17 protein-coding genes and 1 pseudogene are annotated in these 20,985 nt (G+C 71.7%); 8 read left to right on the forward strand and 10 right to left on the reverse strand.

What is annotated here, in order from left to right; translation table 11 throughout:
* Positions 1-259: 259 nt before the first annotated feature.
* From recF to dnaA, 4 genes are all read right to left on the reverse strand, one after another.
* On the reverse strand, positions 260-1,795 hold the full coding sequence (gene recF, locus HCN56_RS12795) for a DNA replication/repair protein RecF (protein WP_376770872.1): 1,536 nt from the start codon (positions 1,793-1,795) through the stop codon (positions 260-262).
* A 100-nt stretch (positions 1,796-1,895) separates the two neighbouring features.
* Entirely contained in the window at positions 1,896-2,819 is a 924-nt protein-coding gene (gene gnd / locus HCN56_RS12800) for a phosphogluconate dehydrogenase (NAD(+)-dependent, decarboxylating) (RefSeq protein ID WP_280923272.1), read from the reverse strand.
* 220 nt (positions 2,820-3,039) lie between these two features.
* Positions 3,040-4,170, reverse strand: coding sequence for a DNA polymerase III subunit beta (gene dnaN, locus HCN56_RS12805; RefSeq protein ID WP_167970523.1), 1,131 nt, complete (start codon positions 4,168-4,170; stop codon positions 3,040-3,042).
* Positions 4,171-5,463: 1,293 nt separating this feature from the next.
* Positions 5,464-7,350: a chromosomal replication initiator protein DnaA gene (gene dnaA / locus HCN56_RS12810; RefSeq protein WP_167970526.1), complete on the reverse strand. Its 1,887-nt coding sequence runs from the start codon at positions 7,348-7,350 to the stop codon at positions 5,464-5,466.
* A 432-nt stretch (positions 7,351-7,782) separates the two neighbouring features.
* Between dnaA and rpmH the strand changes: the two genes are divergently transcribed.
* The 8 genes and pseudogenes from rpmH (at position 7,783) to HCN56_RS12850 (ending at position 13,534) form a co-directional block, all read left to right on the forward strand.
* Positions 7,783-7,920, forward strand: a complete 138-nt coding sequence (rpmH, locus tag HCN56_RS12815) for a 50S ribosomal protein L34 (RefSeq protein WP_059010105.1) — start codon at positions 7,783-7,785, stop codon at positions 7,918-7,920.
* A gap of 25 nt (positions 7,921-7,945) precedes the next feature.
* The gene (rnpA, locus tag HCN56_RS12820) at positions 7,946-8,311 is read left to right on the forward strand and encodes a ribonuclease P protein component (RefSeq protein ID WP_167970528.1); all 366 of its coding nucleotides are present in this window, start codon (positions 7,946-7,948) and stop codon (positions 8,309-8,311) included.
* A pseudogene (gene yidD / locus HCN56_RS12825) lies at positions 8,308-8,568 on the forward strand (membrane protein insertion efficiency factor YidD); the annotation flags it as partial. The gene rnpA and the pseudogene yidD, both read left to right, overlap by 4 nt.
* A gap of 39 nt (positions 8,569-8,607) precedes the next feature.
* Complete coding sequence (gene yidC, locus HCN56_RS12830; RefSeq protein ID WP_167970551.1) at positions 8,608-9,786, forward strand: membrane protein insertase YidC; 1,179 nt, start codon at positions 8,608-8,610, stop codon at positions 9,784-9,786.
* Between the two features lie 14 nt (positions 9,787-9,800).
* Positions 9,801-10,310: a Jag family protein gene (locus HCN56_RS12835; protein ID WP_167970533.1), complete on the forward strand. Its 510-nt coding sequence runs from the start codon at positions 9,801-9,803 to the stop codon at positions 10,308-10,310.
* Entirely contained in the window at positions 10,307-11,041 is a 735-nt protein-coding gene (gene rsmG, locus HCN56_RS12840; RefSeq protein ID WP_167970535.1) for a 16S rRNA (guanine(527)-N(7))-methyltransferase RsmG, read from the forward strand. Before HCN56_RS12835 ends, rsmG begins: the two co-directional genes overlap by 4 nt.
* 346 nt (positions 11,042-11,387) lie before the next feature.
* Positions 11,388-12,440, forward strand: a complete 1,053-nt coding sequence (locus tag HCN56_RS12845; RefSeq protein WP_245246490.1) for a ParA family protein — start codon at positions 11,388-11,390, stop codon at positions 12,438-12,440.
* Complete coding sequence (locus HCN56_RS12850) at positions 12,437-13,534, forward strand: ParB/RepB/Spo0J family partition protein (protein WP_167970538.1); 1,098 nt, start codon at positions 12,437-12,439, stop codon at positions 13,532-13,534. Before HCN56_RS12845 ends, HCN56_RS12850 begins: the two co-directional genes overlap by 4 nt.
* Before the next feature lie 100 nt (positions 13,535-13,634).
* Here HCN56_RS12850 and trxA read toward each other — a convergent pair whose 3' ends face one another.
* The 6 genes from trxA to murJ form a co-directional block, all read right to left on the reverse strand.
* Positions 13,635-13,964, reverse strand: coding sequence for a thioredoxin (gene trxA / locus HCN56_RS12855; protein ID WP_167970540.1), 330 nt, complete (start codon positions 13,962-13,964; stop codon positions 13,635-13,637).
* Positions 13,965-14,020: 56 nt separating this feature from the next.
* The gene (gene trxB / locus HCN56_RS12860) at positions 14,021-14,977 is read right to left on the reverse strand and encodes a thioredoxin-disulfide reductase (RefSeq protein WP_167970542.1); all 957 of its coding nucleotides are present in this window, start codon (positions 14,975-14,977) and stop codon (positions 14,021-14,023) included.
* A gap of 258 nt (positions 14,978-15,235) precedes the next feature.
* A complete protein-coding gene (locus tag HCN56_RS12865) occupies positions 15,236-16,240 on the reverse strand; it encodes an RsmA family anti-sigma factor (protein WP_167970545.1) in 1,005 nt (334 codons plus the stop codon).
* A complete protein-coding gene (sigM, locus tag HCN56_RS12870) occupies positions 16,237-16,983 on the reverse strand; it encodes an RNA polymerase sigma factor SigM (protein WP_167970547.1) in 747 nt (248 codons plus the stop codon). Before sigM ends, HCN56_RS12865 begins: the two co-directional genes overlap by 4 nt.
* Before the next feature lie 142 nt (positions 16,984-17,125).
* Positions 17,126-18,850: a protein kinase family protein gene (locus HCN56_RS12875; protein WP_167970549.1), complete on the reverse strand. Its 1,725-nt coding sequence runs from the start codon at positions 18,848-18,850 to the stop codon at positions 17,126-17,128.
* 117 nt (positions 18,851-18,967) lie between these two features.
* The coding region (gene murJ, locus HCN56_RS12880; RefSeq protein WP_245246491.1) for a murein biosynthesis integral membrane protein MurJ at positions 18,968-20,985 on the reverse strand (2,018 nt) is incomplete at its 5' end.

Genomic DNA, 20,985 nt, shown 5'->3' on the forward strand with positions numbered 1-20,985 from the left:
GCTCGGCGCGGCGCGCTGCACCGGCGCGACGGGCGGCGTGGCGGTCGCAGACGCCGCGGAGCCGGCCGGCGGGGTGGGGGGACCGGCCGCGGTGGGTGCGCCGGACCGGGCCGACGCCGCACCGCCCCGGCCGGGACGGGCGGGGGCGGGCCCGGCGGAGGCGGGCCCGGGACGGGGACCGCCGCCGCTGGTGCCGGTCCCGGGGCCGGGGCCGAAGAGACGTTCCTGCGCGCGGTCGCCGCCGCGCGGGGCGCCGGGTTCAGCCACCGTGCACCGGTCCCTCGCCCGACAGCCGTCCGCGATCGCCGCCGGGCGACGGTGCGGTCTCCTCACCGGCCCGACCCGGGGCGGTCGCGGGGGTGCCGTCCGCGGCACCTGGTTCCGGTGCGCTGCCGGGCCGGTCGGCGGTAGCGGCGTCAGTGACCGCACCGGGACGGGCCGCTCTGGGCCCGACCCGCGCGGGGTCGGTCGCTTCGGGGTCGACCGGCGCGGGGTCGGTCGGTGCGGGATCGGTCGTGCCGTCGGGCCCGCCGGGAGAACCCGCTGCGGCGCCCCCGGCCGGCCGGGGCTCACCGGCCACGGCGACCTCGCCGTCGGCCACGTCGAACCGCCGTCCGTCCAACACGGCCGGCACGTCCTCCGCGACGGCCGCCGTCACCAGCACCTGCTCGCCCGGTGCCACCAGGCCGGCGAGCCGCTCGCGTCGGCGCGCGTCCAACTCGGCGAAGACGTCGTCCAGGACCAGCACCGGCTCCGGACCGTCCTGCCGGAGCAGCGCGTAGCTGGCCAGCCGCAGCGCCAGCGCCAGGGACCACGACTCACCGTGGCTGGCGTACCCCTTGGCCGGCAGCTGCCCCAGCCGGAGCACGAGTTCGTCGCGGTGGGGCCCCACCAGCGTCACGCCCCGCTCGATCTCCCGCGGCCGCGCGGCGGCGAGCGCGGCGGTCAACCGGGCGTAAAGCACCTCGGGGGAGGGGGGCTCGGCGTCAACCGCGCCCGAGCCGTCCGCCGGGCGGTCTGCCGCCGGGTCGGGTGCGCTCGGCACCTCCGCGTCCGCGGACTCCGGTGCGTCCGCCGTCGACCGGTACTCCAGCCCCACCGGGCCGCCGCCGGGGGCCAGCTGCTCGTAGGCCTCGTCGGCCAACGGCCGCAGCGCGGCGACGAGGCGCAGTCGCCGCGACAGCAGTTCGGCACCCGCCCGGGCCAGATGCTGGTCCCAGACGTCGAGCGTGGAGAGGTCGACCCCCTTGCCGCCCGCGGCCCGGCCACCGCCGTGGCGACGCGCCATCGCGGCGGACTTCAGCAGGGTGTTGCGCTGCTTGAGGACCCGGTCGTAGTCGGCGCGGACGCCTGCGAGCCGGGGGGCCAGCGCGGTCAGCAGCTCGTCGAGGAAACGGCGCCGCTCCCCGGGGTCGCCCTTGACCAGGGCCAGGTCCTCGGGGGCGAAGAGCACCGTCCGCACGATGCCGAGCGCGTCCCGTGGTCGGACCTGCGCGGAACGGTTGATCCGGGCGCGGTTGGCGCGGCCCGGGTTGAGTTCGAGCTCGACCAGCTGCCGGCGGTCGCCCTCGACCACCGCGGCCCGCACCACCGCGCGCTCCGCCCCGGAGCGGACCAGCGGAGCGTCGGAGGCCACGCGGTGGCTGCCGAGGGTGGCCAGGTAGCCGACGGCCTCGACCAGGTTGGTCTTGCCCTGCCCGTTGGGCCCGACGAAGACCGTGACACCGGGCCCGAGATCGATCTCCGCGCGCCGGTAGGAGCGGAAGTCGGCGAGCGAGAGATGGGTGACATGCATGGACGAGGTCGAACCCTTCGCTGGTCCGGCCGCCGCTCCCCGACACCGGCGCGGCGCCGGGGAGTGCGGCGCGGCCGGGACGTCGCCCGGCCGCCGGCGGTCACTTCTGGGTGGACTCCACCGCGTGCCCGCCGAACTGGTTGCGCAGCGCGGCGATCATCTTCATCTGCGGTGCGTCGTCCTGGCGCGAGGCGAACCGCGCGAAGAGCGAGGCGGTGATGGCGGGCAGCGGCACTGCGTGGTCGATGGCCGCCTCGACGGTCCAGCGGCCCTCGCCGGAGTCCTGGGCGAAGCCGCGCAGCGAGGCGAGGTGCTCGTCGTCGTCGAGGGCGCGAACCGCGAGGTCCAGCAGCCAGGACCGGATGACCGTCCCCTCCTGCCAGGAGCGGAAGACCTCGCGGACGTCGGTGACCGAGTCCACGGCCTCCAGCAGTTCCCAGCCCTCGGCGAACGCCTGCATCATCGCGTACTCGATGCCGTTGTGGACCATCTTGGCGAAGTGGCCGGCGCCGACCTTCCCCGCGTGCACGGCGCCGAACTCGCCCTCGGGCTTCAGCGCGTCGAAGACCGGCTGGACCTTCGCGACGTCCGCGGCGTCGCCGCCGTACATCAGCGCGTAGCCGTTCTCCAGCCCCCACACGCCACCCGAGACCCCGCAGTCCACGAACCCGATGCCGCGCTCCGCGAGCTGGGCTGCGTGCGCCTCGTCGTCGGTCCAGCGGGAGTTGCCGCCGTCGACGACGACGTCACCGGGGGACAGCAGCGTGGCCAGCTCGTCGATGGTGGCCTGCGTCGCGTCGCCCGCGGGCACCATGACCCACACCACGCGCGGGCCGGAGAGCGACTCCACCAGCTCGCCGAGGCTGTGCACGTCGGCGATCTCGGCGTTGTGGTCGAAGCCGACAACGGTGTGGCCGGCCCGGCGGATGCGCTCGCGCATGTTGCCGCCCATCTTGCCGAGGCCGATGAGACCGAGCTCCATCGAAAGGACCTTTCTGGTGGTCGTGCCGCTGCCCCGGGGCAGCGTGTTCCGTCCCCGAGAGCCTACGCGCCGCCGTGAGGCGCGCCGTGGGGCCCGGGCCGTGAACCGCCCGCGCGGCCCACGAGCAGCGCACCGCCCCGGCCTCCGCGCGCCCGGTGGGCGGGAAGGCACCCGCCGGAGCGGGGTCGGGGCGGTGCTGGGAGCTGTGCGGTGAGGGAGGCGGGCAGCCGCGAACCGGCTGCCCGCGGAGCGGTGGCCGCGGTCAGCCGCTGAGCCGCACCGGCATGATCAGGTACTTGTAGGCGTCGTCGGCCTCCGCGTCGACCGCGGGGCGGCCGCTGAGCAGCGCGGGCTTGGTGGAGGTGGTGAAGGACAGCTGGGCGACCGGGGAGTCGATGGCGCTCAGCCCCTCCAGCAGGAAGCCGGGGTTGAAGGCGATCGAGACGTCGTCACCCTCCAGGCGGGCGTCGAGCCGCTCCACAGCCTGTGCGTCGTCACTGGAACCGGCCTCCAGGGTCAGGACGCCCTGCTCGAAGCTCAGCCGCACGGGGGTGTTGCGCTCGGCCACCAGCGCCACGCGCTTGACGGCCTCGACGAACGGCGGGGTCTCGATCACCGCGACGGAGTTGAACTCGGTCGGGAAGAGCGTGCGGTACTTCGGGAGGTCGCCCTCCAGCAGTCGGGTGGTGGTGCGTCGGCCGGAGCCCTCGAAGCCGATCAGCCCCTCACCGGCGCCGGAGCCGGAGAGCGCGAGCGAGACGGTGTCGCCGCTCGCCAGGGACTTCGCGGTGTCCAGGAGCGTCTTGGCCGGGACCAGGGCGACGGCGGAGGTGTCGGCGGTCTCCGGCTTCCACAGGAACTCGCGGACCGCGAAGCGGTAGCGGTCGGTCGAGGCGAGGGTGACGGTGTCGCCCTCGATCTCGATGCGCACGCCGGTGAGGACGGGGAGGGTGTCGTCGCGGCCGGCGGCGATGGCCACCTGGCCGACAGCGGCGGCGAAGACCTCGGCCGAGATGGTGCCGGCAGTCGTCGGCATCTCGGGCAGCGCCGGGTACTCCTCCACCGGGAGGGTGTGCAGCGTGAACCGGGAGGACCCACAGACCAGGCTCACCCGCACACCGTCTGTGGACAGTTCCACCGGGCGGTTGGGGAGCGCGCGGCAGATGTCGGCGAGCAGCCGGCCGGAGACGAGGACGGTGCCCTCCTCCTCGGTCTCGGCGTCGACGGAGACGCGGGCGGAGACCTCGTAGTCGAAGCCCGACAGGCTCAGCGAGCCCTCCTCGGCCTTCAGCAGGAGCCCGGCGAGCACCGGGACCGGCGGACGGGCCGGGAGGCTGCGGGCAGCCCAGGCCACCGCCTCGGCGAGCACGTCGCGTTCTACCCGGATCTTCACTTCAGCCGCCTCCTGCTGCTGTTGCTGGCCGCTCGCCTCTCCTGGCGGCTACCTACTGCTGGGTCCTGCTGCCTGCTGCGTGCAGGTCTCCAGTCTGACGCACCGCACCGACAGTAGGGGCTCGGAGGAGTCAAGTCGCTTCGGGAGGGGTAGACCGGGCCCGGGCCTGGTTATGCACAGCACCCACTTCAAAACGATCTGCGAGCTCTCTATCCGTAGTGGTAGTAGTAGGGCCTGTGGAAACGGTGGATAACCCCCTTTTCGCAGGTCAGGCCCAGTTTTTTATCCACCGCCCCTGTGGGTGGAGCCGTGGAAAAACAGGCCCTGGTTGTGGACGCCCGAACCTTGTGCACAGGCCGTCCCCAGGAAGCCCCGGGTTGTCCCCAGCGCCGTCCCCAGTTTTCGCCGCGTTCTCAACAGCCTCGTGGCAACTTCCCTGTGAGCTGTTTCACTCCATCCGGCGAGACCTGCTGCTCCGTTGCCGAACAGTGGACAACCCTGTGGACAGGCTGTGCACAACTACCCTTCCCCTGTGGGCGGTACGGCCCCTCCCGTGGACAACCGCGAACCGGCCCCGGGGGGTGCCGACCGTTGTCCACAGGCTGTGGGTTTCCTTGATCCACAAATCCACACCCAGCTGACCTGCGAGGACGACGAGACGCGCTCCGACCTGTGGACGCGCCTGCGGACAACCTGCGACGCCCACAGGGTGTGGAGAGAAAAAAGTAGCCGAATCTGTGGACGAGACCCGTAACCCGCCGTTTTCTCGAACGGTCCGCCCGACACGTTCGAATCTCGCCGAACGCCGCCGGCAGCGGCAGGAGCGCCCGGGGACGCCGACGGGCCGCGCGGGCCGGTCCCGTCCGGTGGCGCTCCGTGGCTTCTGGAGCACGGTGCAGCGGGCGTACGGGCACGCTCCGCGCGGGGTGCGACGGGGTGCGACGGGGAGGCAGGTGCGCCCGCGCGGTGGCCGTGGCACTCCCGCGGCGTGCGGCAGGGGCGCCACGGCGGCCGCGCCAGGCGGGTGCTGTGGCGGCGGCGGGCCAGTGGCTCAGCGCCCGTCAGGACCGGCCCGGGGTGACGGGGGCGGGCGGCACACGGTGCGGGGCTACGGGCGTGGTGCAGGGAACGGGCAGCTGCCGCACAGCACGTCTCGCGGCTGCGGGCGGTGGGGCTGGGGCGGCGTGGTGGCGTCCGCGGCTCGGCTGCCGGCGTCACGGTGACCGCTCACCGCCGTGGCAACCGGCGGAGCGCCCCGGGCAGGGCCTCGGACGGGCGGGCCGCCCGCGCCGGTCAGCCGTTCTTGATGCGGTTGGTCAGCTCGGTGACCTGGTTGTAGATCGAGCGCCGCTCCGCCATCAGCGCGCGGATCTTGCGGTCGGCGTGCATCACGGTGGTGTGGTCGCGGCCGCCGAAGTGCTGTCCGATCTTGGGAAGTGACAGGTCGGTCAGCTCGCGGCAGAGGTACATCGCGATCTGGCGGGCGGTGACCAGGATGCGGCTGCGCGACGAGCCGGCCAGGTCCTCGACGGTGAGACCGAAGTAGTCGGCCGTGGCCGCGGTGATGGCGTCCGCGGTGATCTCCGGGGTGGCGTGCTCGCCCCCGGGGATCAGGTCCTTCAGGACGATCTCGGTCAGCCCCAGGTCGACCGGCTGGCGGTTGAGGCTGGCGAAGGCGGTGACCCGGATCAGGGCGCCTTCCAGCTCGCGGATGTTGCGGGAGATGCGGGAGGCGATGAACTCCAGGACCTCGGGCGGCGCGTTGAGCTGCTCCTGGACCGCCTTCTTCCGGAGGATCGCGATGCGCGTCTCCAACTCCGGCGGCTGGACGTCGGTGATCAGGCCCCACTCGAAGCGGTTGCGCAGCCGGTCCTCCAGCGTCACCAGCTGTTTCGGCGGCCGGTCCGAGGAGAGCACGATCTGCTTGTTCGCGTTGTGGAGCGTGTTGAAGGTGTGGAAGAACTCCTCCTGCGTGGACTCCTTGCTGGCGAGGAACTGCACGTCGTCGACGAGCAGGATGTCCATGTCGCGGTACCGCTTGCGGAAGGCGTCGGCCTTGCCGTCGCGGATGGAGTTGATGAACTCGTTGGTGAACTCCTCCGAGGAGACGTACCTCACCCGGGTGCCGGGGTACAGGCTGCGGGCGTAGTGCCCGATGGCGTGCAGCAGGTGCGTCTTGCCCAGCCCCGACTCCCCGTAGATGAAGAGCGGGTTGTACGCCTTGGCCGGGGCCTCGGCGACCGCGACCGCCGCCGCGTGGGCGAAGCGGTTGGAGGCGCCGATCACGAAGGTGTCGAAGAGGTACTTCGGGTTCAGCCGCGCGGTGGGCTCCGCCGGCCCCGTGGTTCCGCCCGACGGGGCGGGGGCGCCGTGCGCGGGAGCGCTGGGGCGCCCGTACCGCTCGAAGCGGGGGCCGGGCACCTGCGGCTGCACATGGCGCTGGTCGTGCCGCTGGTCGTAGCCGCCCTGGCTGCTGTCGTAGGAGTTCTGGTCGTACGCGTTCTGGTCGTACCCGCCCTCGTAGCCGCCCTGGTCGTACCCGCCCCGGTCGTAGCCGCCGCGGCCCCCCGGGGCGTGGCCGCCCTCGTCGTAGCCGGGCTTCTCGTACCCCTGGTAGGGCTGGTACTCCTCGCGCGGCTCCCGTGTCTCGCGGACGTACTCCTCCCGGCCGTAGGGCTCGCGCTGCGAGGGCAGCGGATAGCCGTCCTGGGGCCAGGTGCGCGGGGCGTGCGGGTGGTCCGGGTAGGCGGGCCGCGGTGTCGGCATCTCGCCCGCGCCGTACTCCGGGCCACCGCCCGGCGGACCGCCGCGGGTGCCCTCGCCGCGCGGGTCGGCGCCGTGCCGGGGGAGTTCGCCCTCCGCCGGCGGGGCGGGCTCGGAGCTGCTCACCCGCGCCGGGGCCGCCTCGGGAGGCGGCGCGGTGACGGTGATGGCCAACCGGACGGGGTGGCCGCACTCCCGGCTCAGCGCGCCGCTGATCAGCGGCGCGAGCCGTCCCTCCAGCACGCTCTTGGCGTACTCGTTCGGGACCCCGAGCAGTGCGGTGCCCGAGACCAGCGCCAACGGCTGGCAGTCCTGCAGCCAGCGCTGGTCCTTCGGCTCGAGCGCCTGCCCGTCGGAGAGCATGATGGTGAGCGCACGGGGCCACACCGCTGCGAGGTCGGCAGGAAGGTCAGCCACGGGGCACGCTCTCTCGGCTCGCTGGTCACGGATCGCGCCGGCGAGTGCGGAGGACGGTGGGAGCGCCGGGGCTGAGGAACTGGTTCCGAACACGCCACGGTAGACAGCGCGGCGTGCCCGCATCAAGTCATTGTCCACAGGGTGTGTACAACCGGGCGGCCTGCCACGCCTGGGGCGGGTACGCCACGATGACGCGGTTTGACCGGGAGGGCGGCGCGCGCGTACCGTTGCACGGTCGAGTTGTCGACGGCTGGCGCCGCCTGCCTCCGATGGGCAGACTCCCGAACAGGGTCGGAGCCCGAGTGGCTGTGCACACGCCACAGATCTGGGCACCGCGGCTCCTCGTGGGCGCACGGTGGCAGCCGATCGACTCCCACACCTGGACCGGTGAGCCTCCTTGCCGGAACACCGAAAGATGTACTGGAGCCCCAAGTGAGCAAGCGCACCTTCCAGCCGAACAACCGGCGTCGCGCGAAGACCCACGGCTTCCGGCTGCGCATGCGGACGCGCGCCGGTCGCGCCATCATCGCCACGCGTCGCAGCAAGGGCCGCGCCCGCCTGTCGGCCTGAGTCCCTCGACTCAGGTGGTGGAGCAGTGCTGCCTTCCGAGAACCGGCTGAGGCGGCGCGAGGACTTCACAGCTGCGGTACGCGGCGGTCGACGGTCCGGTCGTCGGACCCTCGTCGTCCATCTCAACGACACGAACCCGCACGGGACAGGGGAGAACACCCCCTTGCCACGTGCGGGTTTCGTCGTGAGCAAGGCCGTGGGGAACTCGGTGGTCCGCCACCGTACGCAGCGACGCCTGCGCCATCTGGTACGGACACGTCTGCCCAGGCTGCCCGCAGGTAGCCTGGTCGTTGTCCGGGCGTTGCCCGGCGCGGGTGAAGCCTCCTCGGAGCGACTCGCCCGGGACCTCGATGCCGCCCTCACGCGGCTGCTGGGAGAGGTACGACCGTGAAGTACCCGCTGCTTCTGCTGATCAAGCTGTATCAGTGGACCATCAGCCCGCTTCTCGGTCCTGTCTGTCGTTACTACCCGTCATGCTCCCATTACGGGTACGGGGCCATTCAGCGACACGGTGCCATCAAGGGCACGGGCCTCACCGCCTGGCGCATCCTGCGCTGCAATCCCTGGTCGTCCGGCGGAGTCGACCACGTCCCACCCCGGAAGCACCCTGTCTGGCATCAGCGCCTGCGCAATCGCTGGCAGCACCGGACCCATACGAATGCCCAAGGAGCCTGACTCGTGGACACGATCAACTCGATCCTCAGTCCCCTCTATTGGATCGTGTCGTGGATCATCGTGCGGTTCCACGACCTCTACAGTCTCGTCTTCGACGAGGGCAGCGGCTGGGCCTGGGGTCTGTCGATCGTCTCGCTCGTCATCGTCATCCGTATCGCCCTGATCCCGCTGTTCTTCAAGCAGATCAAGGCGACGCGGAACATGCAGGCGCTGCAGCCGCAGATGAAGAAGATCCAGGAGCGCTACAAGAACGACAAGCAGCGCCAGTCCGAGGAAATGATGAAGCTGTACAAGGAGACGGGTACCAACCCGCTCTCCAGCTGTCTTCCGATCCTCGCGCAGTCGCCGTTCTTCATCGCGCTCTTCCAGGTGCTGAACCACATCGCCGGCAACCGCACGGTCGGCGTGCTCAACGCGGACCAGGTCGCGAGCGCGCGTGAGGCCACCATCTTCGGTGCCCCGATCGCCACCAAGTTCATGGACAGTGCCGAGCGCCTCGCGGAGTTCGACGCCTCACTGACCAACGTGCGCGTCGTCACCGTCATCATGATCATCCTGATGTCGCTGTCGCAGTTCTACACCCAGCGCCAGCTCATGACGAAGAACGTCGACCTCACGGTCAAGACGCCGTTCATGAATCAGCAGAAGATGCTGATGTACATCTTCCCGGTCCTGTTCGCCGTCTTCGGCATCAACTTCCCGGTCGGTGTCCTCATCTACTGGCTCACCACCAACGTGTGGACGCTCGGCCAGCAGATGTACGTGATCACCCGGAACCCCACACCCGGCAGTCTCGCCTTCCAGCAGCGCCAGGAGCGGCTGCGGAAGAAGGGGAAGCTGAAGGAGGACCCGGTCGAGGTCGAGACCAAGCAGCAGATCGAAGAGGCCCGCGCCAACCGGTCGCAGCCCAAGCGGAAGTCCAAGTCCCAGCGGCAGGGCGGCCCCGCCCCGCAGGTCCACAAGAAGAACCCGCAGGGCAAGGCCCATGCCGCGAGGAAGAAGCCGAACGGCAGCACCGCTGCCGGGAGCGCCGACGGTGGCGACGCGGGCACGAGCAACTCCGGCCCGAGCAGCACGGGTCAGAACGACGCCGGCCGGCACGGCTCCGGCAAGAACGGCTCGGGCAAGAACGGCTCGGGCAAGTCCCAGGGCTCCCGGACCAAGCCCTCCTCTGCCAAGTCCAAGAAGTGAGAAGGAGTCCCGACGTGTCGGACACCACCACCGCCACCGCAGAGGGCAGCGAGCCGGCCCTGACCCGCCTGGAGCAGGAGGGCGAGATCGCGGCCGACTACCTGGAGGGCCTGCTGGACATTGCGGACCTCGACGGCGACATCGACATGGACGTCGAGGCCGACCGTGCGCTGGTCTCGATCATGGCCGACGGCAGCCCGCGCGACCTGCAGAAGCTCGTGGGGCGCGAGGGCGAGGTCCTGGAGGCGCTGCAGGAGCTGACCAGACTCGCCGTCCTCCGGGAGACGGGCGAGCGCAGCCGGCTCATGCTCGACATCGCCGGTCACCGCGAGGCGAAGCGCGTGAAGCTCACCGAGCTGGCGGCGGAGACCGTCGCCCAGGTGAAGGAGACGGGCGAAGCGGTCAAGCTCAGGCCGATGACGCCCTTCGAGCGCAAGGTCGTGCACGACGCCGTCGCCGAGGCCGGGCTCAACAGCGAGTCCGAGGGCGAGGAGCCGCAGCGCCGAGTGGTCGTCCTTCCGTGACGTCGGAGGACGCGGCCGCCACACCCGTCGAGCAGCCCGGCCCGCCGCCGGAGGCCGCTCGGCGGGTGTTCGGCGACCGGCTGCCGGACGCCGAACGGTACGCCGAGCTCCTGTCGGGGGTCGGCGTGCAGCGAGGGCTGATCGGCCCCCGGGAGGTGCCCCGCATCTGGGAGCGCCACCTGCTCAACTGCGCCGTGCTCGGTGAGGTCGTCCCGGAAGGCGTCACGGTCTGCGATGTGGGCTCCGGTGCCGGCCTGCCCGGCATCCCGCTCGCACTGGTCCGTCCCGACCTGGAGATCACCCTCCTGGAGCCGTTGCTCCGCCGCACGCGCTTCCTGGAGGAAGTGGTCGAGCTGCTGGGACTGGACCACGTCTCCGTGCTCCGCGGACGCGCAGAGGAGGTGCTGGGCACCTTCACCCCGGTCCACGTGGTGACGGCCCGCGCCGTTGCCCCGCTGGATCGACTTGCGGGCTGGGGCGTGCCGCTGCTGCGTCCCTATGGCCAGATGCTGGCCATCAAGGGGGACACCGCCGGCGAGGAGCTGAAGTCCGCCCGTGCGGCGCTCGGCAAGCTCGGAGTGGTCGGCACCGAGGTGCTGACGGCGGGCGCCGGGGTGGTCGACCCGCCCTCCACTGTCGTGCGAGTGGAAGCGGGAGAGAGCCCGGGGGGCGTGCGCTTCGCGGCCAAGCGTGCCAAGGCGGCCCGAGCGGGGCGTCGGCGCCGGCGATGAGCCGGGGCGAAGCGGCCCGCCCACCCAGGCCGCACCGAGAGATTCGACGGCGTCACCCCACGGGGGTGGCGCCGTCGTCGTCTCCGCTGCGGCGTGCACCGCGGCTACTCCATACCGGGCCGGTGGGCACGAACGAGGTGTGTCGCCGCCGGTCGCTTCAGCCGGTGCCAGCAAGGTGTTTCACGTGAAACGACGCTCGCTGCTGCAGGGAATCATCAGCCGGGGTCGCGATGCGGCCGGACCGAGAGAGCGCACCGCCGCGCACCGGGATCGAGGCGGCACGCCCGCCACGGGGCGGGCGTTGTCCACAAGTAAGCGGGGCTCGCTGGTTCAGAACACCACCGACATGGCAGTCTTTGAAGCCACGAAGACTGTGAGCGTCGAGGAGAGTGAACCCTTGCGGTCAGACGCCAACATTGCTGGGCCGACGGCCGAACCGGTCCCCGGCCCCCGATCCGAGCAGCCCGACGCACCCGGCGGCGCGGTCGACATGGGGCGGGCCGCCCCGGGCGGCAACGGGCTCCCGGCCAGCCGTGCCGCCCAGCTGGCCGTCGCTGCCATGCACCGCACCGGCGGAGCGCTGCCGCGCCCGGCCGAGACCAGAACGATGATCGTCGCCAACCAGAAGGGCGGGGTGGGGAAGACCACCACCACCGTCAACCTGGCCGCCTCGCTTGCGCTCCACGGCGCCCGGGTCCTGGTGGTCGACCTCGACCCGCAGGGCAACGCCTCCACGGCGCTCGGCATTGACCATCACGCCGAGATCCCCTCGATCTATGACGTGCTCGTCGAAGGACGGCCTCTCTCCGAGGTCGTCCAGCCGGTGATGGACGTCGAGGGCCTCTTCTGTGCCCCCGCCACGATCGACCTGGCCGGCGCCGAGATCGAGCTGGTCTCGCTGGTGGCACGCGAGAGCAGGTTGCAGCGGGCGATCAGCAAGTACGAACAGCCGCTCGACTACGTCTTCATCGACTGCCCACCGTCGCTCGGGCTGCTCACGGTCAACGCACTGGTGGCGGGGACCGAGGTGGTCATCCCCATCCAGTGCGAGTACTACGCGCTCGAAGGGCTGGGCCAGCTGCTCCGCAACGTGGAGCTGGTCCGCGGCCACCTGAACCCCGAGCTGCATGTCTCGACCATCCTGCTGACGATGTACGACGGTCGGACCCGGCTGGCGTCCCAGGTCGCCGAGGAGGTGCGCAGCCACTTCGGCAAGGAGGTGCTGCGGACCAACATCCCCCGGTCGGTCCGCATCTCCGAGGCGCCGAGCTACGGGCAGACGGTCCTCACCTATGATCCGGGTTCCAGCGGTGCGCTCTCCTACTTGGAGGCCGCCCGTGAGATCGCGCTGCGGGGCACCGGCCCGCAGCACCACGAAGCGAGCGAGGGGAAGTTGTGAGCGATCGACGCAGAGGACTCGGACGTGGGTTGGCGGCGCTGATCCCGACCGCGCCGCGCAGCGCGGAGGAGATCTCCGACCCTGCTGGTCCCACCTCGCCCAGCGCTGTCCCCGTGCTGCCCGCCGAGCGTGGCGTCGCGGCGGCGGTGATCGCTGAGGCGGCGACGCCCGAGCCGGACCGCTCGGAACCGGTCGAAGAGGTCGACGACCCGGCGGAGTCGCCCACCGCCTTCGCGACGGTCGCGGGTGCCACCTTCGCGGAGCTGCCGCTCGACTCCATCACCACCAATCCCCGGCAGCCGCGAGAGGTCTTCGACGAGGACGCCCTGGCGGAGCTGGTCACCTCCATCAAGGAGGTGGGTCTCCTCCAGCCGGTCGTGGTGCGGTCGCTCGGGGAGGAGCGCTACGAGCTGATCATGGGCGAGCGTCGGTGGCGTGCCTGCCGCGAAGCCGGTCTGGACGCCATTCCCGCCATCATCCGCGCCACCGAGGACGACCGGCTGCTGCTGGACGCGCTGCTGGAGAACCTGCACCGCGCTCAGCTGAATCCGCTGGAGGAGGCGGCCGCCTACGACCAGCTGCTCCGCGAGTTCAACTGCACGCAGAACGAGCTCGCCGACCGCATCGGCCGGTCCCGGCCGCAGGTGACCAACACGCTCCGGCTCCTCAAGTTGTCAGCCGCCGTCCAGCGCCGGGTGGCTGCGGGGGTGCTTTCCGCCGGGCATGCCCGTGCCCTGCTCTCCGTCGACGACGCGGAGACCCAGGACAAGCTGGCCCATCGGATCGTCGCCGAGGGGCTCTCCGTCCGGGCGATCGAGGAGATCGTCTCGCTGGAGCGTGGCGGCCAGCCCAAGGGCCGCGGCCCGCGTGCGGGCAAGCGTGTCTCTCCTGCCCTGGAGAACCTGGCCGGTCGGCTCTCCGACCGCTTCGAGACCCGGGTCAAGGTCGACCTTGGGCAGAAGAAGGGGAAGCTCGTCGTGGAGTTCGCCTCGATGGAGGATCTGGAGCGGATTCTGGGGCAGCTGGCGCCGGGTGAGGGGCGGGTCCTCGGCGACCAGCTGACCCCCAACCCGAGCGGCGATCAGCAGAGCTGACCCCGGCCCGATGGCTTGACGCGACGAAGGGGCCTGGCTGTTTCACGTGAAACAGCCAGCCCCCTTCTGCTGCCCGCAGTGGGAGGCGCGTCGAGTCGACTCAGCCGATGAAGTCGGAGAGGTCCTTCTCGATGGCGGCCTTCGGCTTGGCGCCGACGATGGTCTTCACGACCTCCCCGCCCTGGTAGACGTTCATCGTCGGAATGGACATCACGCCGTACTTCGCCGCCGTCTCCGGGTTCTCGTCCACATTGAGCTTGGCGATCACGATCTTCCCGGCCTGCTCGCCCGCGATGGCCTCCAGGGCGGGGGCGATCTGGCGGCACGGACCGCACCACGCCGCCCAGAAGTCGACGAGTACGGGCTTGTCGCTGTTGAGAACCGTCTCGGCGAAGTCGGCGTCGGTCACGGTGATGGTGGCATCAGCCATGATGTTCTCCTCTGCATCAGTGGGGGGATGGTCAACTTCAGGGGGGGCGGGCGGGGTCAGACCTCGATGGTCTCGGCGTCCACCAGGGCTGCCAGGTAGCGCTCGGTGTCGAGCGCCGCGGAGCACCCGGTGCCCGCAGCGGTGATCGCCTGCCGGTACGTGTGGTCGACGACGTCGCCGGCGGCGAAGACGCCGGGGACGTTGGTGCGCGTCGAGGGGGAGTCCACCTTGAGGTAGCCCTCCTCGTCGAGGTGGAGCTGGTCCTTGAAGAGCTCGACCCGGGGGTCGTGGCCGATGGCGACGAACAGCCCGGTGGCGGGGAGCTCCGAGGTCTCGCCCGTCGTGGTGGAACGCAGCGTCAATGAGGTGAGCTTGTTGTTCTCCTCGTGCAGCTCGGCGACCTCGCTGTTCCAGATGAACTTGATCTTCGGGTCGGCGAGGGCGCGCTCCTGCATCGCCTTGGAGGCGCGCAGCGTGTCCCGGCGGTGAACGATGGTGACGGTGTTGGCGAAGCGGGAGAGGAAGGTGGCCTCCTCCATCGCCGTGTCACCGCCGCCGACCACCACGATGTCGTGCTCACGGAAGAAGAAGCCGTCACAGGTGGCGCAGTACGACACACCGCGACCCGACAGCTCGTCCTCGCGGGGGAGACCCAGCTTGCGGTGCTGCGACCCGGTGGTGACGATCACGGCACGCGCCTCGTGCACGGTGCCCACGCTGTCGGTGACGCGCTTGATGGGTCCGCTAAGGTCCACCGAGACGACATCGTCCGCGATCAGCTCGGCACCGAAGCGCTCCGCCTGGGCGCGCATGTTGTCCATGAGGTCCGGCCCCATGATCCCCTCGCGGAAGCCGGGGAAGTTCTCGACCTCCGTGGTCGTCATCAGCGCACCGCCTGCAGCGACACCGCCTTCGAAGACCAGCGGCTTCAGCGACGCACGCGCCGCGTACAGCGCTGCGGTGTAGCCGGCCGGGCCGGAACCGATGACGATCACATTGCGGACATCGCTCACAGGGCCTCATCCTTGTCTGCTGAGTTCTCGGGTCACGGGTCCTGCTTTGCCGACCCCGGTCAGGGCCCGCAGTCCCATAACGGATCCTAGGGCCCCGATCATTCCCGGCAGGGCCCCGGTCCGACTCCGTCGCCCCGTAGCGTGTCACTCCCGCACGCCCGTTCCCGAAGCGCCCTCCGGCCGGCCGGACCGGCCAGGGACGGCTCGGGACGGCGCGGCCCGGCCGCCTGAGGGTCCATGCGAGGCAGCGACCTGGTGTCAGGCTCGCGGATAGGTGTCGGCGTGCAGGACCACCCCGGCCTCGGTCGGCTGGTCGATCGCACAGGCAGCGTCGACGACGAAGACGTCGACCGACTCCTCGTCCCCGCGATCCGGCAGGATCAGCACGTAGGAGTCGACTCCCTCGTACTCGTAGTGGTCGGCCACCGCCAGTGGCTGGTCCTGGCGCCCGGTGGCGGCGAGGACGCACTCCGGCGCCGTGCCGTCCGCCTGCTGTGTCTCGCCGAGAGCCTCGGCGGACTCCTCGTTCCCGGGGACGCCGCCCTGGGTGGAGTACTCCTCGGCCGGGTCGTCGTCGCGGTCGGGGGAAGGCGCCTCGCTCCGGGGGTCCGTCCTCGGAGGCTCGGACGAGGGGGGCGCCGACTGGGGCCCGGTCTCCTCGGAGCCGGCGGGTGGTGCCGTGAGCAGTTCCTGCACCTCTGTCTCGAGGGCGTCCGAGTCGATCTGCTCGGAGAACATCTCCTGGTCGTCCTCGGCCCCGCTCTCCGACGCGCCGGCCACGACGTCCGGGCCGCCACCTCCCTCGCCGAGGCTCTGCGCGATGAGCCCGCCGGCACCGAGCGCGACGACCGCGCCGACCGCGGCCAGCAGGTAGTGGCGGCGTCGCCCGCGCCGGGAACTGTTCGACCCGGCTGCTGAGATCTGCGGCCCCGGGGAGCGACCGTCGCCCCCGGTCGTTGCCGTGGTCGCCGCGGACCGCGGTGTTCGGGCTGCCGAACCGGTGTGGGTCGCCTGGGTTTCACGTGAAACAGCGTCAGCTTCGGCGGCGAGCGCGGCCTCGATCCGATCGGCGACGGAGGTCGGCATCGGTTCCGGAGGGTCGAGCAACGGCAGCTCGACAGCGAGGAGTTCCAGGTCCGCGAGGAGCGCGGTGCAGTCGGCGCAGTCGGCCAGATGGCCCCGTACTGCCGCGGACTCGGCCGGATCGAGGAGGTCCTCGCCGAGCGCGGCCAGCTCCGCGGGATCGGGATGTGCTTCCTTCACTGACGTCCACCTCCGCCCTGGATCGCGCCGGTGTCTCCGGTGTCTCTCGTTGGTGGGACGGACGGCTCCGTGGTCCGGTTCCGTGCGGTGCCCGCCCGCCGCCCCGGTGGGGCGGCGCCGCCGCGTTGCCCGCTCCCGGGGGGAGGCGCCGCGGTGACTCCGTCGTCCCCGCCCGCAGTGGCGCCGGGGTCACGCGGACGCAGATGCCGGACCGCGGGAAGCAGCCGCGCGCGGCCGCGGGCACAGCGGCTCTTCACGGTGCCCACCGGCACACCGAGGATCTCGGCCGCCTCCGCCACGGGATACCCCTCCATGTCCACCAGTACCAGTGCCGCTCGTTGCTCCGGCGGCAGGGAGTCGAGCGCCTCCCGTAGTTCGCGGCGCAGGTCGTGCCGTTCGGCGGGGCCCGCGGCGGACTCGTGGGGCTCCAGCAGCGCCTCCAGGCGCTCCTGCTCCGGCATGGGGGTCGACCGTCGGCTCTTCGCCTTGCGGGCCCGGTCCAGGCAGGCATTGACCGTGATGCGGTGCAGCCAGGTCGTCACCGCCGCCTGCCCCCGGAAGGACCCGGCGGCGCGGTAGGCGGAGACGAGCGCGTCCTGGACGGCGTCCGCCGCCTCCTCCGGGTCGCTCAGCGTGCGCCGGGCGACGGCCCACAGCCGGTCCCGGTGGCGACGGACGATCTCACCGAAGGCATCGGGGTCCCCGGCCACGTGGCGGGCGAGGAGCTCTTCGTCGGATGGCACCCGGCCGGGCTCCCTTCGGCGGCAGCGAGAGGTCCGTGACCGCGGTCCGCGGGCCGACGGCGTCGACCGCTGGGGAGCGGGCGGTGTCGGCTCGGTGCCGTGGGCCGAGCCGACAGGGTCGGTCGGTGGACGTCGGCTGTCTCTAGTCGGACACAGTGACGTTGGTGATGCGGCCACGGTAATTGCCGTCGTCGCCGCGCGGCAGTTCGGTGAGCCATACCAGAAGGTACTGGGACTCCACCCCGTCCTCCGCGGTCAGGGTCACCGATGCGCCGACCCCTTCGTCGACCGCGGAGAACTCCTCGAAGCTCGACGGCGTGCCGGACGCGGAGCTGTCGGCTGCCAGCAGCTGCATCGAGTGCTGTCCGATCGCGTCGACCGTCACCGAGGAGACCTGCCGCGGTTCGCCGAGGTCCAGGATGAGGCCGAGTCCCGGCTTGAGATTGCCGAACCCGGGCCCGAAGTAGTTCCGGGTGTGCCAGAAGGTGCTGGGGTCGCCGTCGATCACATAGGAGGCCGCGTCCGGGTTCTGCGACCCTGTCTCCCCGAAGGGGTCGAAGTCACGGACCGCGGTCACGGGCAGCGGCCCGCCGGCGACCTGTCCCGGCACCTCGGCACCCGGCGCCTCGGGCCGCGGCTGGTCGGGCGGCGACGGGGTCGAGGTGGGGGTGTCGCTGCCCATCAGGGCATCGGCGATCTGCCAGCTGCCCAGGCCGAGCGCGGCGATCAGCAGCGCCGAGACCCCCCACTTGAGGGCGCTTCCCATACGCCCGGGCAGGGCCGGCGGGGCCGCCGGGGTGAGCGGCAGCGGGCCGTGCATGGCGGGCCCCCGCGGGCCGCCCGCATAGGTGCCCTGCTGGTAGGTGGTCGGCTGGTAGCCGACGAGGTTGGCCTCGGGCTCCGGCGGCCGGATGCGCGGCATCTCGTCCAGCGCGGAGATGAGGTCGATGGCGGTGACGCACGGGGGCTTCTCGCTGGCAGCCGTCGCGCCGTCGTTCACCAGAGCGCGCATGGCGAGGTCCGACAGGCCGCGGTGGACCCCGGCCCGGACCTGCTCGGGGGTGGCGAGGCTGTCGCGGGAGTTGCGATCGAGGCCGGCGACGCCGCGCAGTCCGTAGGCGCCGTCGGGGTAGGGCCAGCGCTGGGTGAGCGCGGCGTAGAGCAGCGCCCCCGCGGCCTCGGTGTCGGTGCGCTGGGGGTGCGCAGCGGTGATGCCGCGCAGCGCGGCGTCCACGGCCAGCCCCCGGATGCGGAAGAGCCCGGCTCCGGTGCGCAGCACGGTGCCGGGGGTGAGCCGCAGGTGGGCCAGGCCCGCGCGGTGGGCGGCAGCCATCCCGGCGGAGACCTGCCGGATCATCTCGTAGGTCTCGTGGGTCTCCAGCGCCCCGGACTGGAGGAGCGTGGAGAGCGGGGTGGCGTCGGGCAGCCACTCGTGGATCACGTGGACCAGGTCGCCGTGGCGGTCGGCGTCGAGCACCTGGACGAAGCGGGCGTCGGCCAGCAGCGCCGTGGAGCGGGCCGCTTCAAGGACCGCCGCGCTGCGGGGGTGGTCGGCGGGGAGAACATGCACACCGACCGCGCGTCGGAGTTTCTCGTCCACCGCACGCCAGCTGCTGAACCCGTCCAGACGGGTGATGCACTCCTCCAACCGATACCGCTTGGCCAGCTTGTGACCGCTGTGGAGTTCGGTGAAGGAGCGTTCGGCGTCACTCCGCGCGCGGTTCTTGCGGCCGCCGGCCGAGGCCGGGCGTGCTGTGGCCGGCGGCCGTGCCGGGCGCTCCGCTGCCGGGCTCGGGGGCTTGTCACCGCTGGTGGCGGCGTCTCCGGAGATCTTCGATGCGTCCGCGGCCGTGATCCGTTCCGCCACCGTCGATTCCGCCTCCCCGGTCCTGGCCGCAGCCGCTGACGAGTACTGACCCAGTCAATTGTGCCGTCCCTCCGGCACCCTGCACGACACGTACTGGTGGACGGAGGTTGTACGGGATCAGCGTCCGAGTCGTGCGCGCACCATACCGACCATCGCGTTGAGCTCCTCGATACGCATCTTCCGTGCGGCGATGTAGAACACCGCGAGCAGCACCAGGGAGCCGCCGGCCAGTGCCGCGAGGGAGCCGATCATCCCGTAGCCGAGGGCCTGGGTGATGGCGTAGCCGGCCGCGCCGCCCAGCGCCGCCGCGGGGATCGCCGCGCCGCAGAGCCGGATGTAGGTGCGGACGACACGGGCGCCGTCCAGGTCGGTGCCGATGCGCTTCCGCAGCAGGCGCCAGGCGATGGCGACGCCCACGCCGTAGGCGATGCCGTAGCTGAAGGCGATGCCCGCGACCACCCAGCGGTCGGGAAGCAGGAAGAACGAGGTGGCGGAGAGCGCGATCCACACGGCGGAGACGACGACGGTGTTGTAGAAGGGCGTCTTGGTGTCCTCGTAGGCGTAGAACGCCCGGAGCACGACGTACTGCGCCGAGAAGGGGATCAGCCCCAGCCCGAACGCCATGAGGATGTAGCCGAAGGACCGGGCGCCCTCCTCACCGGCAGAGCCGAACAGCAGGGTGCACATCGGCACGCCGAGCGCCAGGAACGCGAAGGCGATCGGCACGATGGCGACGGCGGAGGTGCGCAGGCCGTGCGAGAGGTCGTCGCGGACGGCGGCGTTGTCGCCGTCCGCCGCCGAGCGGGAGATGCGCGGCAGCAGTGCGGCCATGATCGAGACGGTGATGATGGCCTGCGGCATCTGCCAGATCAGCAGGGCGCTGCTGTACGCGATGAAGCCGGTACCCGGGTAGCCGGCTGCCTCCGCGTTGGCGCCCGCCCAGGTGGAGAACTGGGAGACGGCGACGAGCCCGACCTGGTTGGCCAGGACGAACAGCACCGTCCACTTGGCCAGCTTCATGGCCTTGCCCATGCCGTGGCCGACCCAGTCGAACCGGGGGCGGATGCGGAACCCGGTGGCCTGCAAGTAGGGGATCATCGCGAGCGCCTGGACGGTGAGACCGAGCAGGGTGCCGATGCCCAGCAGCCGGATGCCCTCGCCGCTGATCGACTCCGCCGACAGTCCGGAGCTGCTCTGGGTGCCGTAGACCCAGATGAACATCCCGAAGGTGAAGATGACGACGATGTTGTTGAGGACGGGGGTCCACATCATCGGCCCGAAGCGGTCACGCGCGTTGAGGATCTGCCCCATGATCACGTGGACGCCCATGAAGAAGATGGTGGGCAGGCAGTAGCGGGCGAACGCGATCGCGACCTCGCCGGCTGCCGGGTCGCCGGCGATCTTCGGCGACATCATCCGGATCAGCCAGGGGGCGATCACCACGGAGATGATCACCAGGACCGCGAGGATGACCATCACGAGGGTCAGCAGGCGGTTGGCGTACGCCTCGCCGCCGTCCTCGTCGTTCTTCATGGAGCGGACGAGCTGGGGGACGAAGACCGAGTTGAGGCCGCCGCCGATGGTGAGGATGTAGATCATCGAGGGCAGCGCCCACGCCACGGCGTAGGTGTCGCCGAGGACGGCGGCGCCCAGCGCGGCGACCAGGATCAGTTGCCGGATGAAGCCGGTGGCCCGGGAGACCAGCGTGCCGGCCGCCATGATGGCGCTGGACTTGAGGATGCTGGCGGCCTTGCCCTGCTTGCGAGGCGCCGGCCGGCTCTCCGCGACGGCCTCCGTGCCGCTCTCCGCCGGCCCGGGGACCGCGGGCGCGGCCGGGGCGGCGGCACGTGGACCGGCCGCGTGCTGGTCACGGTAGAGGTTGGCGAAGGCGTCCCGCTCTCCGCCGGCGGCCTGACCACCGCGGTGGTGGTCGCTCCCGGAGCGGTAGGGGTCCCCCTCGCCGAAACGGTCGTCGGAGTCGTACTGCCCGCCGGGCCCGCGGCGGCCGTCGGTGCCGTCGGTGGAGGGGGGCGGCGCCGCGCCGAACCCGGTGGGGCCGTGCGGCTCCGCCGGGTAGCCGCCGTGGCCGCCCGGGCCGGACACCCCCGGCGGGGGCGCCAGGCGGGGGCCGGGCC

The sequence above is a fragment of the Streptomyces lonarensis genome (assembly GCF_012033735.1).
Classification (GTDB): Bacteria; Actinomycetota; Actinomycetes; order Streptomycetales; family Streptomycetaceae; genus Streptomyces; species Streptomyces lonarensis.